Origin of the sequence: Actinocrinis puniceicyclus, assembly GCF_018283645.1 — a bacterium.
Taxonomy (GTDB): domain Bacteria; phylum Actinomycetota; class Actinomycetes; order Streptomycetales; family Catenulisporaceae; genus Actinocrinis; species Actinocrinis puniceicyclus.
Window position 1 is genome coordinate 39,820 of record NZ_JAGSXH010000033.1, and the last position, 13,068, is coordinate 52,887.

Genomic DNA, 13,068 nt, shown 5'->3' on the forward strand with positions numbered 1-13,068 from the left:
TTACGCGGGCCGCAGTGCCCGTGCCGAGAGCGCGATGCCCGAGGTGACCACGGCGGTGACCCAGAACGCGAAGGGCAGTGACACCGCTGATCCCAGCGCCCCGACCGAGGGACCGGCGACGAGTCCGGCCGCGTACATGATCGTGGTGATCCCGGCGACCGCCGACTCGGCGTTACCGCCCAGCCGCCCGGTAGCGGCGATGGCCAGCGGCACCGAGGTCGCGATACCGAGCCCGACTGCCGCGAAGCCGAGCATGCCGAGCGCAGGACTGTGCGCGAGCGCGACCATGCACATGCCCGCGACGGCCACCGCCCCGCCGATCCGCACGGTGAGCACCGCGCCGAGCCGCCGGGCGACCGCGTCACCTGTCAACCGGCCGAGCGCCAGAGTCACCGAGAAGCCGGTCAGGCTGTAGGCGCCGAGCGCGGCGGTGGTGTGAGTGACGTCCGTGAGGTAGACCGCGCACCAGCTTCTCGCCGCCCCCTCGGCGAAGATTCCGCAGAACCCGACGACGCCGACGAACAGGATCGCCTTGGACGGCAGTGCGTAATGCGGCGCGGCCACCTCCGGCGACGCCGGGTCGTTCGGCGGCAGGAGAGCGCAGGAGGCGACACCCAGCACGGCGAACGCCGCCGCGGTGGCCGCGAACTCGGCCGGGGCGCCGATCCCGGCCGCGGCAGCCAGGCCGCCGAGCACCGAACCCGCGATCATGCCGACCGCCCAGAGCCCGTGGAAGCCAGACATGATCGACCTGCCCGCGCGCGACTCGACCCGCACCGCGTGCCCGTTCATCGCCACATCCGCGCAGCCCGCCGTGGCTCCGAAGACGAACAGCACCGCGGCCAGCGACCAGGCGCCGGGCATGAGCGCGGGCACCGCCAACGACGCGCAATACAGCGCGATCAGGATGCGCATACCCGTCTTGGCGCCGAAGCGATGGACGACGCGGGCCGTCGCCGGCATCGCGGCCAGCGCTCCGGCCGTCTCCGTGATCAGCGCCGCCCCGAGCACGCCGGGACTGGCGTGGATGTGCGATTGGATCCAGGGCACACGGGCCGCGAAGGTACCCGAGATGACGCCGTGCACCGCGAAGATCAGGTTCACCGCCACCCTGCCGTGCCGCGCCCCGGCGAGCGGACGCACAGGCGGGAGCGCGACCGCCGGCTGCGCGCCCAGATCGCCCCCGACGCTCAAGATCCACCCCCGCTGCGTGGCTACGGAAACTCGACGCGGCCACAGTAACAGTTAGGTTCCCTAAAATATAGCCGCCGACAGCCGGTACACACCATCGAAGCGCTTCGATGCTTGAACACCCACGCGAACTGGCGTTGCTCAACGGCAGCGGCATCGAGGTCATGATCCGGACCGGCACGAGCGGCACGAGCGGCAAGGGCGGCAAGGGCGGCAAGGGCGGAAAGCCGGTCTACTCATTCGAGCGCACCGGCAACGAGACCTCAGGCTCGATGAACATCCTCGGCCTGATGAAGTGGGAACGGCACGCGGGAGGACGTCACCGTCACCCGTCTACACGGCGTCCGCGGGCTGACACGACGTCAGCACCGCTGTAGCCGGCTCCTCGTCCGGGCGCGCCGCCGCCGGGTCGGCCGCGTAATCAAGCGCCCGGGCCTCCGGGAACACCCACCTGTGCATCGCCCAGAACCGGAACACGGTACCGAGTCCCTGCCCGACGATGAACTGCGCGACGTTCGCGGCGAGCAGCGAGGTGTAACCGAGGACGTACTCGTTGAAAGCCACGCACGCCGCCGTGATCAGCATGCCGACGCCCGAGACCAGCAGGTACAGGACGACCTCCGCGGCGGACTGGCGGCGGTCGCGGCGCCGGAACACCCAGAACCGGTTGCCGAGATACCCGACCACCGTGCCGAGCGTCGTGCCCGCGACCGACCCGTACACCTTCGGCGCGTGGAAGACACCGATCACGAGGTTGAACGTCGCGATGTCGCAGGTGACTCCGACGACGCCGACCATGCTGAAACCGACCATCTCCCGCCACAACCGACGGACGATGCCGACCGCCCAACGCCGCATGTGCTTCGTCCCCCAACTCAAGTCGTACGGGGCCCTCTGTCACCGCGCCCGCCGCGGTTACCCCACACTCGCATCCATATACGCGTCCAGTGTGGCGTACAGCAGGTTTCCAGGCGTCATTCTGAGGTATGAAGGTGCATCGGCCGGCCGCGCCGGACGGCAGCGCAAGGTGACCTGGACAAGGTGACCTGACGCGCAGTCAGCTTGCGCCGCCGCGTGCTCGCGGTCACTCCGCCTCGGTCTCGCCCGGCTCCTTCGGCTTCGCATCGATCCCGGCCTCCTTGCGCTGCGCCGGCGTGATCGGCGTCGGCGCGCCGGTCAGCGGGTCGCCGCCGGAGGCGGTCTTCGGGAAGGCGATCACGTCGCGGATGGTGTCCGCGCCGGTCAGCAGCGCGACCAGACGGTCGAGGCCGAGCGCGATACCGCCGTGCGGCGGCGGCCCGTAGTTGAACGCCTCCAGCAGGAAGCCGAACTTCGAGCGCGCCTCCTCGTCGGACAGCCCGATCGCGGCGAAGGCCCGCTCCTGCACGTCCTTGCGGTGGATACGGATCGACCCGCCGCCGATCTCGGAGCCGTTGAGCACAAGGTCGTAGGCGTTGGACAGCGCGGTCGCAGGGTCCTTGTCGAAGGTCTCCAGGCTCTGCGGGGTCGGCGCGGTGAACGGGTGGTGCACCGCGGTCCAGCCGACGTGCTCCCCCTGTTCGTCCTCGACCGGCTCGAACATCGGGAAGTCCACGACCCACAGGAACTTCCATGCCGCGGCGCCCTGCACGTCAGGGTCGATCAGCGAGCAGCGCCGGGCGATCTCCAGCCGGGCGGCGCCGAGCAGTTCCAGCGAGGCGGTGCGCTTGCCGGCCGCGAAGAAGACCGCGTCGCCGTCTGACGCGCCGACAGCCGCCTTGAGCCCGGCCAGGTGCGTCTCGGAGAGGTTCTTGGCCACCGGGCCCCGCGGCTCGCCGGTCTCGGCGTCGAAGAGCACGTAAGCAAGGCCGCGCGCGCCACGCGACTTGGCCCAGTCCTGCCAGCCGTCGAGCTCCTTACGCGTCTGCGACGCGCCACCCGGCATGACCACCGCGCCGACGTAAGGAGCCTGGAACACCCGGAACCCGGTGCCCGTGAAGTACTCGGTCAGCTCGACGAGTTCCTGGCTGAAACGCAGGTCCGGCTTGTCCGAGCCGAAACGCGCCATCGCCTCGGCGTAGGTCAGCCGCGGCAGCGGGGTCGGGATCTCAGCGCCCAGGACCTCGCGCCACACCCGCCGCACGACCGCCTCGCCGACCGCGATCACGTCCTCCTGGTCGGCGAACGACATCTCGATGTCGAGCTGGGTGAACTCCGGCTGCCGGTCGGCGCGGAAGTCCTCGTCCCGGAAGCAGCGCGCGATCTGGTAATAACGCTCCATCCCGGCGACCATCAGCAACTGCTTGAACAGCTGAGGCGACTGCGGCAGCGCGTACCAGGAGCCCGGCTGCAAACGCACCGGGACAAGGAAGTCGCGCGCGCCCTCCGGCGTCGAGCGGGTCAGGTACGGCGTCTCGATGTCCAGGAAACCGAGCTGGTCCATCACGTCCCGGATGACCTTGGTGGCCTTGGACCGGATACGGATGTTCGACGCCATGTCGTCACGGCGCAGATCCAGGTACCGGTACTTGAGCCGCACTTCCTCGTTGATGTTCGCGCTCTTGCGCTCGTCGGTCGGGAAAGGCAGCGGCGCGGACGGCGAGAGCACCTCGACCGTGTCGACGACGACCTCGATCTCGCCGGTCGGCAGGTCCGCGTTCGCGTTGCCCTCCGGGCGTTCGCGCACCACTCCGGTGGCCGTCACGCAGTACTCGTTGCGCAGGTCGTGGACGGCTTCGGACGGTGCCGATTCCGCGGCGTCCGCCGCCTGGCGCACCACGACCTGCACCACCCCCGAGCCGTCGCGCAGGTCGAGGAAGGTGACGCCGCCGTGATCACGCCGCCGGGCCACCCACCCGGCCAGGGTGACGGTGCTTCCGGCGTCGGAGGCCCGCAGGCTCCCCGCCTCTCGCGTGCGGATCACGACAACTTCTCCTTGATCGTCGAAACGAGCCGGTCGATCGGAACGGGGACCTGCTCCCCGCTCTCCAAATCCTTGAGTTGCACCACGTCGGCGGACAGATCCCGCTCACCCGCCACGACCGCGTACCGCGCGCCGGAGCGGTCAGCGGCCTTCATCGCTCCCTTGAGGCCCTTGCCGCCGAACGCGAAATCGGCGCTGACGCCGGCTCGGCGCAGCTTCTGCACCAGGCCGAAGAGCAGGTGCCGGGCGGCCTCGCCCAGCGGCACCGCGAACACGTCGACGCCGCGCCCGGAGCCCGGGACGGCGACGCCCTCCGCCTCCAGCGCGAGAACCGTGCGGTCCACCCCCAGCGCCCAACCGACCGAGGGCAGCGGCGGGCCGCCGAGCTCCTGCGACAGCCCGTCGTACCGGCCGCCGCCACCGATCGCCGACTGCGCGCCGAGGCCGTCGTGCACGAATTCGAATGTCGTGCGCGTGTAGTAGTCCAGGCCGCGCACCAGCCGCGGATCGTCTTCGAACGCGACGCCGCCGATCGACAGCAGCGACCTGACCTCCTCGTGGTACGCCTTGCAGGCGTCGCACAGGTAATCGGCGATCACCGGCGCGTCCGTCAGCTGCGCGCGCACCTCGGGCCGCTTGTCGTCGAGCACCCGCAGCGGGTTGATGTCGATACGGGCGCGCGTGTCTTCGTCCAAGTCCAGCCCGCGCAGGAACTGCTGCAGGGCCGCGCGGTACACCGGCCTGCACTCGCTGTCGCCGAGCGTGTTGAGAAGCAGCCGGACCTGGCGCAACCCCAGATCGCGGAAAGCCTCGGCCGCCAACATGATGATCTCGACGTCGACCAGCGGGTCCTCGGAGCCCAGCGCCTCGGCGCCGACCTGCGAGAAGTGCCGGTAACGGCCCTTCTGCGGCCGCTCGTACCTGAAATACGAGCCCGAGTAGTACAGCTTCACCGGCAGCGCGCCCTTGTCGAGGTTGTGCTGCAACACGGCGCGTACCACCGACGCGGTGCCCTCCGGGCGCAGCGTGAGTGAGTCCCCGCCGCGCGTGGTGAACGTGTACATCTCCTTGGTCACGATGTCGCTGGACTCGCCGACGCCGCGCTTGAACAGCGCCGTGTCCTCGAACGCCGGGGTCTCGACGTAGCCGTATCCGGCGCGCCGCGCCACCGCGGACATCGCCTCGCGTACCGCGAGGAACGTCGCCGACTTCGGCGGGATCAGGTCGAAAGTGCCCTTGGGGGCCTGGTAGGTGCTCACTGCTGCGTTTACCCGTCTATCCGCTACATGCCGGTTCGCGCGGTACCCGGGTCCCTGAGCCGGGTCAGGAACGGGTTCGACACGCGTTCACGGCCGATGGTCGTCTGTGGTCCGTGGCCGGGCAGCACGATCGTGTCGTCCGGCAGCGGGAGCACGACGCGGGCGAGCGATTCGAGGATCGCCCGCGGATCACCCCCGGGCAGGTCGGTGCGTCCGATGGAGCCGGCGAACAGCAGGTCCCCGCTGAACAACACGTCAGCCTCCTGCTCGGAGCCGTCCGGCGGGCCGCCGGCGCGGGGCACCCGGAAAGTCACCGACCCCCTGGTATGGCCCGGGGCGTGGCCGACGACGAAATCGACGCCGAGCAGGTCCTCCAAACCGAGCCGCTGACCGTCCTTCAGCTCCCGCACCTCGGAGGGCTCCGTGAAAGTTGCGCCGCCGAAGAAGGGCGAACCGGACGGCACGCCGATCGCCGCTCCCGGGTCGGAGAGCATGAAACGGTCCTCGGGGTGGATGAACGCCGGGACGTCGTGCGCGCCACAGACCGGAGCGACCGACCAGACGTGGTCGTAATGCCCGTGCGTGAGGATCACCGCCGCGGGCCTGAGCTTGTGCTCGCGCAACGTGTCATCCAACTGCCGGACCGCATCCTGACCAGGATCGATCACGACGCAGCGCTCATTCGGCCCGGGCGCCACGACGAAGCAGTTGGCGCCGATCGGACCGGCGGGAAAGCCTGCGATGAGCACGTGCGTCCTGTTCTCGGCGTGTCCGGGCGGACTGTCGGGTGACCCGCGTGGTCAGCCAAGACTACCGGCGGCGCGCGTTCGATCGCGAACCGGTTAGCGCAGTGCGTTGCGTCTTCAGGACGTGCCCGTACACTTCACGCGGGCGCGAGCGACGCGGGCCGCGGCGTGGACGGTGCGATCCGAGGCAGTGCGATCCGCCATTGCGATCCGAGGCAGTGCGGACACGAGAGCAAGGAGAAGACGAGAGTGGCGAGCACCAAGGACCGGCAGCGGGCACTGGAGCGGGCACGCTACGAGCGGGTGCAGCAGAAGATCGCCAGGCAGCAGGCGGCGGCGAGGCGCAAGAAGCGGGTCGCCATCGTCACGGCCGTCGCGGTCTTGGTGGTCGGCGGCGGCGCGACCGCCGCGGTCCTGGCGACCTCCTCCAACCCGAAGACGACGCCGCAGGCGCAGAGTTCGGCCTCCGCGCCGGCATCGGCCGCGGCCAGCGCCGCCCCGTCGAGCACGGCGGAGAAGACCGGCTACACCAAGACCGGCACCGCGGCGAAGAACGTGGGCATTCCGGTCTTCGACGCGACCGCCGCGGCCAAGCCGTACACCGCCACGATCCACACCAACCGCGGCGACATCGTCTTCACCGCGTTGAGCGCGAAGGCCCCGTACACGACGTTCTCCTTCCAGTACCTGGCCGGGAAGAACTACTTCGACAACACCAACTGCCACCGGCTGGTGACCTCCGGCATCTACGTGCTGCAGTGCGGTGACCCGACCGGCACCGGGCAGGGCGGCCCCGGATACCAGTTCCAGGACGAGAACCTGGGCTACTTCGGCGCGGCCGGATCCTCCGGGCAGGTCACTTACAAGGCCGGGACAGTGGCCATGGCCAACTCGGGGCCGGGCACCAACGGCAGCCAGTTCTTCCTGGTGTACAAGGACTCGCCGCTCGCGCCGAACTACACGCCGTTCGGCACGATCACCAAGGGCATGGACGTCCTGCAGGCCATCGCCGCTCAGGGCAACGGCCCGACCGACCCGAACACGCAGAACACTCCGCCCAAGGAGAAGGTGACGATCCAGTCCGTGACGATCTCCCAGTCGTAACCCCGCCCAGCCCGACCACCCGACGGTCCCCGGACGATTTCCCACTGCCCGGGGGCCGTCGTTGCTTGTAGAGTGCCCTGCGCCTGTTGTTAAAACGGCGCCACTGTGAAAATGGGCTTTTCGAGCGTGGCCGCGGCGGCCCGATGGGCGCCGCCACGGCCGGGTTCGAAGAGGCTGAAGATGGAACTACGTCGGTTCACCGCAGTACCGTGACGCAAGGGGCGCGTCGCCGCTCGCGATCATGGTCACAGTCGCACGTCCAAGGAGGGCACCGTGTCCGAGGGGCCGGAGCAGCCGGAGCAGACCGCCACCGCCGAACCGCAGCCGCAGGCCCAGGGCGAGGCTCCAGGAGAGGCTGCGGCGTCCAGCGAGTGGGGCCGGGTCGCCGCGGACGGTTCGGTGTTCGTGCACACCGCCGAGGGCGAGCGGCAGATCGGCTCCTGGGCGGCCGGCACTCCGCAGGAGGGCCTGGCCTTCTACCAGCGCAAGTTCGACGGGCTCAAGGCCGAGGTCGAGCTGCTGGAGAAGCGGTTGAGCACCGCGCATCTGGACGCGAAGGACGCCGACGCGAGCATCGCCAAGCTGCGCGAGCAGCTGGTCGAACCGCACGCGATCGGCGATCTTGACGCGCTGCGCAAGCGGCTCGACAAGCTCGGCGAGCTGGCCGAGCAGCGCCGCGCCGCCAAGCGCGAGGCGCGCGCCCGCCAGCAGGCCGAGGCCGCCGTGCACAAGGAGCGGATCGTGGCGGAGGCGGAGAGCCTGGCGCAGTCCGCCGAGTGGAAGACCACCGGAGAGCGGCTGCGCGCGCTGGTGGACGAGTGGAAGCAGGTCCCCCGGCTGGACCGCAAGTCCGACGACGAGTTGTGGTCCCGCTTCAGCACCGCCCGCTCCGCCTTCGCCAAGCGCCGCAAGACCCACTTCGCGCAGCTCGACGCCGAGCGCGAGGAGGTGCGCGCCCGCAAGGAGGCGCTGGTCGAGGAGGCCGAAAGCCTGGCCGAGTCCACCGACTGGGCGAACACCGCGCAGCGCTTCCGCGACCTGATGAAGCAGTGGAAGACCGCGGGCCGGGCTCAGCGCGAGGTGGAGGACAAGCTCTGGGAGCGCTTCAAGCACGCTCAGGACACCTTCTTCGCGGCCCGCAACGCGGATCTCGACCAGCGGGACGCGGGCTTCCGCGAGAACCAGTCCCGCAAGGAGGAACTGCTGGCGGAGGCGCAGAAGCTGCTGCCGGTCACCGACCTGAAGGCGGCCCGCCACGCCCTGCGCGGCATCCAAGCGCGCTGGGAGGAGATCGGGCCGGTGCCGCGCGAGACCAAGCCGCGGCTGGAAGGCGCGCTGCGCGACGTCGAGCGCGCGGTCGCCGACGCCGAGCAGGCGGAGTGGAAGCGCACCAACCCGGAGGCCAAGGCGCGCGCCGAGGCGACGGTGCGGCAGTTGGAGGCCTCCATCGCGAAGTTCGAGAAGGAGTTGGAGCGGGCCCGCGCGGCCGGTCAGCAGCGCAAGATCGACGACGCTGAGGCGGCGCTCGCGGCGCGGCACGAGTGGCTCGCCCAGGCCCAGGCCGCGCTGGACGAGTTCACCCGTTAGGACTAAGAGGACGTTTGGTCTGGTTTTGGGGGCGAATCGGCCGATCGACGACGCTCGCTGCGTTGCCGAAACACCCACAGACAACCCGGTATGAGGGTGTTCCGGCGCCTTGCGAGCGCCGCCGCTTGGCCGATTCGCTGTCTGGTACCCGACTTCTCGGGCAAAACGGACGTCTAACTATCGTGACGGTTGACCCCAAAACCAGACCAAACGCCCTCTAATACCCGCCAGGTTGAATCAATCGATCCGGCCGCCCGAGATAACGCGGGCGGCCGGATCGCGTTCTCACCGAGGAGCTATCCGGCTGCGGGATCCACGGGCAGACCCGCCGTCTCGATCACGATCGGGAACGGCCGTTCGATGTGAACCGGTTTGCCGTAGTGAATCAGCTGGCGCAGCGTGTACTCGCCGTCCTCGGGTTGCGCGTAACGAGTCGCCGAGCGCGTGTAGGGATCGAAGACCACGTATTCGGCGATGCTGGAGCGGGCATATACGCCTACTTTGACTCCGTAGTCGAAGTCACGCGTGGTCGGTGAGATGATTTCGAAGACGCAAGCGATCCAAGCCGGGTCACAGACTGAGATGTTGTTGTCCTCAGCCTCCGCTCTGGGGACCACGGCAATGTCGGGGCAGTACTCGTGCTGTTCGATCTCGAACGGTGTGAGCACGTCAGAGGTATAAAGCATATCGGCCGGCAACTGCTGATCGAGCTGTGACATGAGCCGATGAAGAGTCAGATTGTGCGCTGAACGAAGCGGACTCATGATGATGTTGCCCCCGATGATCTCGGCCTTCTTGAATCGCTCAGGCACATTGATCTCCAGGAGAACCGGAACGGCCTGCTCAAGCATTGCTGTCACTTCAACCTCCTCTGGTTGATCAGCAGGCCGATCATATCGCTGCGTCATGACAACATCACACTCGGTAGACGTCGTATACGCCCTCGATGCCGCGCACAGCCTTCAGCACGTGGCCGAGGTGCTTCGGGTCGCCCATCTCGAAGGTGAAGCGGGACATGGCCACCCGGTCGCGCGAGGTGTTCACGTTCGCCGACAGGATATTGACGTGCTGGTCGGACAGGACCCGCGTGACGTCCGAGAGCAGCCGCGCCCGGTCCAGCGCCTCGACCTGGATGGAGACCAGGAAGACCGAACTGGCCGTCGGCGCCCATTCGACCTCGACCATGCGCTCCGGCTGGTGCATCAGCGCCTCGACGTTGCCGCAGTCCTTGCGGTGCACGGACACCCCGCTGCCGCGCGTCACGAAGCCCACGATCGTGTCCCCGGGAACCGGGGTGCAACAGCGCGAGAGCTTGACCCAGATGTCGTCAGTACCCTTGACCAGCACGCCGGGATCGCCACCGGGTCGGCCGCGGCCGCCGGAACGGCGCCGCTCGCCCTTGTCACCGGGCAGCCCCGGGAGGGTCGACTCGGCCAGATCCTCGGTCGTGCCCTCCTCACCGCCGAGGGTGTGAATCAGCCGCTGCACGACCGACTGCGCCGAGACGTGGTTCTCACCGATCGCCGCGTACAGGGCGGAGATGTCCGCATAGTGCAGGTCCAGCGCGATCGAGCCGAGCGACTCGCTGGAGAGCAGCCGCTGCAACGGCAGGCCCTGCTTGCGCATCGTCTTGGCCAACTGCTCCCGGCCCTGCTCGATGGCCTCCTCGCGGCGCTCCTTGGTGAAATGCGAGCGGATCTTGTTGCGGGCGCGCGGTGAGGCGACGAAGCCGAGCCAGTCCCGGCTCGGCCCGGCCGTGGGCGCCTTCGAGGTGAAGATCTCCACCACGTCGCCGTTGTCCAGCTTGGACTCCAGCGGCACCAGCCGTCCGTTGACCCGCGCGCCGATGCAGTGGTGGCCGACCTCGGTGTGCACCGCGTAGGCGAAGTCCACCGGCGTCGAGCCGGACGGCAGCGGGACCACGTCGCCCTTGGGCGTGAAGACGAAGACCTCGGAGGCGGACAGGTCGAAGCGCAGCGCGTCCAGGAACTCGCCCGGGTCGGCCGTCTCGCGCTGCCAGTCGAGCAGTTGCCGCAGCCAGGCCATGTCGCCGACCTTGCCGGCGGCCGCCGAGGCGTCGCCGCCGCCCCCTGCGCCGCGGACCGCCTCCTCCTTGTACTTCCAGTGCGCCGCGACGCCGTACTCCGCGCGCCGGTGCATCGAGTACGTGCGGATCTGCAGCTCCACCGGCTTGCCCTGCGGCCCGATCACCGTGGTGTGCAAGGACTGGTACATGTTGAACTTCGGCATCGCGATGTAGTCCTTGAACCGGCCGGGAACCGGATTCCACCGCGCGTGGATGCTGCCGAGCGCGGCGTAGCAGTCGCGCACCGACTCGACCAGGACCCGGATGCCGACCAGGTCGTAGATCTCGGTGAAGTCGCGGCCGCGCACGATCATCTTCTGGTAGACCGAGTAGTAGTGCTTCGGCCGCCCGGTGACCGTGGCCTTGATCCGGGCGCCGTGCAGGTCGCTCTGCACCATGTCGATGACCTGCGCCAGGAACTCCTCGCGCTTCGGCGCGCGCTCCGCCACGAGGTGCACGATCTCGTCGTACATCTTCGGGTAGAGGATCGCGAAGGCCAGGTCCTCAAGCTCCCACTTTATGGTGTTCATGCCCAGGCGGTGCGCCAGCGGGGCGTAGATCTCCAGCGTCTCGCGGGACTTCTGCTCCTGCTTGTCCCGGCGCATGTACCGCATGGTGCGCATGTTGTGCAGCCGGTCGGCCAGCTTGATGACCAGGACCCTGATGTCGCGGGCCATCGCCACGACCATCTTGCGGACGGTCTCGGCCTGAGCGGCCTCACCGAGCTTCACCTTGTCCAGCTTGGTGACGCCGTCGACGAGCAGCGCGACCGTCTCGCCGAAGTCGCGGCGCAGCATGTCGAGGGTGTAGTCGGTGTCCTCGACGGTGTCGTGCAGCAGACCGGCGCACAGGGTCGGGATGTCCATGCCGAGTTCGGCCAGGATCGTGGTCACCGCCACCGGGTGCGTGATGTACGGGTCGCCGCTCTTGCGGCGCTGCCCGCGGTGGTACTTCTCCGCGATCTGGTAGGCCCGCTCAAGGGTGCGCAGATCCGCCTTCGGGTCGCTGGCCCGCACGATGCGGAACAGCGGTTCCAGGACCGGGCTGGGACCGCCCGGACGCGGGCCGCCGAGGCGGGCGAGCCTGGCGCGCACCCGGCTCGAAGCGGCCGGAGCGGACGTGCGCGTCCCGGCCGGCTGTGCTGGGACGGGGATCGCCGCGGACGACGCGGGGACCGGCTCGGGGCCATGCGCGGGCTGCGGACCTGCGGACTCGGCGGACGGCGCGGGAACTGTCCCGGTCCGCTGATCCTGCTCGGCTCGTAGCGCCGCCTCCCGCGTGGTCGTCAAACCGCTACCTCCCTGTGACGGCCTAGGTCACCGGATCAACGGGATGCGCCGCCAGATGATTCCAGGCCTCGCCTACATCGTACCGGTGGCAACCGCCGATGAGGACGCCGAATCGATCAAAGGCACGGTTCCGGCGCGATCGCACCGGCCGGCGCCCGCGGGCCTGGCCGCATCACACGGTCAGCAGCGCCGTGACCGGCAGGCTCGGGCTGTCCAGGGCCAGGCGGCCGCGACCGCCGAGGAAACCGAGCTCCATCAGCACAGAGAGGCCCACGGGCTCGGCTCCGCACCGCCTGATCGCCTCAACCGCGGCGGCCGCCGTTCCGCCGGTGGCCAGGACGTCGTCCACGATCAGGACCCTGTCGCCGGGAACGAACGAATCCCGGTGGATCTCCAGCGTGGCCTCACCGTACTCGAGCGCGTAGGAGACCGCGTGCACCGCACCCGGCAGCTTGCCCGCCTTACGCACCGGGATGAAGCCGATCTGCGCCGCCACCGCGACCGGGGCGGCCAGAATGAAGCCGCGCGCCTCAAGGCCGACCACCTTGGTCGCCCCGGACTCGCGGGCCTGCCGGGCGAACTCGCCCGTCATCACGCGGAACGCGGCCGGGTCGGCCAGCAGCGGGGTGATGTCCTTGAAGACGATCCCGGGCTTCGGATAGTCGGGCACGTCCCTGATCCGGGAGCCGAGCAGCTCAGCAATCACGGGGGCAACTCTAGCCTGAGTGCCTGGTCCGCCACTCCGAAGACCGATCCGGGGGGCGCTTGGGTCTCAGCGTGGGTGGGGTCGGCTGGTGGTGCGGAGCCGGGGGCTCCTGTGGTCAAATATGGCCTTCTCCTGGTACGGGTTGTCGCGTCCGGGACAGAGTCCCGAGCGTCATCGAGTGGCAGGAGGCGCTGTGAC

General features: G+C 69.2%; 11 protein-coding genes. 3 read left to right on the top strand and 8 right to left on the bottom strand.

Annotated elements, in window-relative coordinates:
• On the bottom strand, positions 1 to 1,194 hold the full coding sequence (locus KGA66_RS11840) for an MFS transporter (RefSeq protein WP_211467724.1): 1,194 nt from the start codon (positions 1,192 to 1,194) through the stop codon (positions 1 to 3).
• Between the two features lie 107 nt (positions 1,195 to 1,301).
• On the opposite strand from KGA66_RS11840, the gene KGA66_RS11845 reads away from it, so the two are divergent.
• Positions 1,302 to 1,568 carry a hypothetical protein gene (locus KGA66_RS11845; RefSeq protein ID WP_211467726.1) on the top strand — a complete coding sequence of 89 codons (267 nt, stop codon included), beginning with the start codon at positions 1,302 to 1,304 and terminating at the stop codon, positions 1,566 to 1,568.
• Here KGA66_RS11845 and KGA66_RS11850 read toward each other — a convergent pair.
• The 4 genes from KGA66_RS11850 to KGA66_RS30955 form a co-directional block, all read right to left on the bottom strand.
• Positions 1,525 to 2,049, bottom strand: a complete 525-nt coding sequence (locus KGA66_RS11850; protein WP_211467728.1) for a GtrA family protein — start codon at positions 2,047 to 2,049, stop codon at positions 1,525 to 1,527. The two genes, KGA66_RS11845 and KGA66_RS11850, sit on opposite strands and share 44 nt — an antisense overlap.
• Before the next feature lie 226 nt (positions 2,050 to 2,275).
• Positions 2,276 to 4,093: an aspartate--tRNA ligase gene (gene aspS / locus KGA66_RS11855; protein ID WP_211467730.1), complete on the bottom strand. Its 1,818-nt coding sequence runs from the start codon at positions 4,091 to 4,093 to the stop codon at positions 2,276 to 2,278.
• Positions 4,090 to 5,352, bottom strand: coding sequence for a histidine--tRNA ligase (gene hisS / locus KGA66_RS11860; protein WP_211467732.1), 1,263 nt, complete (start codon positions 5,350 to 5,352; stop codon positions 4,090 to 4,092). Before hisS ends, aspS begins: the two co-directional genes overlap by 4 nt.
• A gap of 23 nt (positions 5,353 to 5,375) precedes the next feature.
• The gene (locus KGA66_RS30955; protein ID WP_211467733.1) at positions 5,376 to 6,101 is read right to left on the bottom strand and encodes an MBL fold metallo-hydrolase; all 726 of its coding nucleotides are present in this window, start codon (positions 6,099 to 6,101) and stop codon (positions 5,376 to 5,378) included.
• Between the two features lie 246 nt (positions 6,102 to 6,347).
• Here KGA66_RS30955 and KGA66_RS11870 point away from each other — a divergent pair, with 246 nt between their 5' ends.
• Together KGA66_RS11870 and KGA66_RS11875 are read left to right on the top strand one after the other, a co-directional pair.
• Positions 6,348 to 7,202, top strand: a complete 855-nt coding sequence (locus tag KGA66_RS11870; RefSeq protein WP_211467735.1) for a peptidylprolyl isomerase — start codon at positions 6,348 to 6,350, stop codon at positions 7,200 to 7,202.
• A gap of 399 nt (positions 7,203 to 7,601) precedes the next feature.
• On the top strand, positions 7,602 to 8,789 hold the full coding sequence (locus KGA66_RS11875; protein WP_438822035.1) for a DUF349 domain-containing protein: 1,188 nt from the start codon (positions 7,602 to 7,604) through the stop codon (positions 8,787 to 8,789).
• A gap of 296 nt (positions 8,790 to 9,085) precedes the next feature.
• On the opposite strand, the gene KGA66_RS11880 is transcribed toward KGA66_RS11875, so the two are convergent.
• From KGA66_RS11880 to KGA66_RS11890, 3 genes are all read right to left on the bottom strand, one after another.
• Positions 9,086 to 9,697, bottom strand: coding sequence for a Uma2 family endonuclease (locus tag KGA66_RS11880; protein WP_211467739.1), 612 nt, complete (start codon positions 9,695 to 9,697; stop codon positions 9,086 to 9,088).
• Positions 9,698 to 9,704: 7 nt separating this feature from the next.
• Positions 9,705 to 12,164, bottom strand: a complete 2,460-nt coding sequence (locus KGA66_RS11885) for a RelA/SpoT family protein (RefSeq protein WP_281416571.1) — start codon at positions 12,162 to 12,164, stop codon at positions 9,705 to 9,707.
• A gap of 172 nt (positions 12,165 to 12,336) precedes the next feature.
• Positions 12,337 to 12,870, bottom strand: coding sequence for an adenine phosphoribosyltransferase (locus tag KGA66_RS11890; RefSeq protein WP_312886873.1), 534 nt, complete (start codon positions 12,868 to 12,870; stop codon positions 12,337 to 12,339).
• Between the last annotated feature and the right edge of the window lie 198 nt (positions 12,871 to 13,068).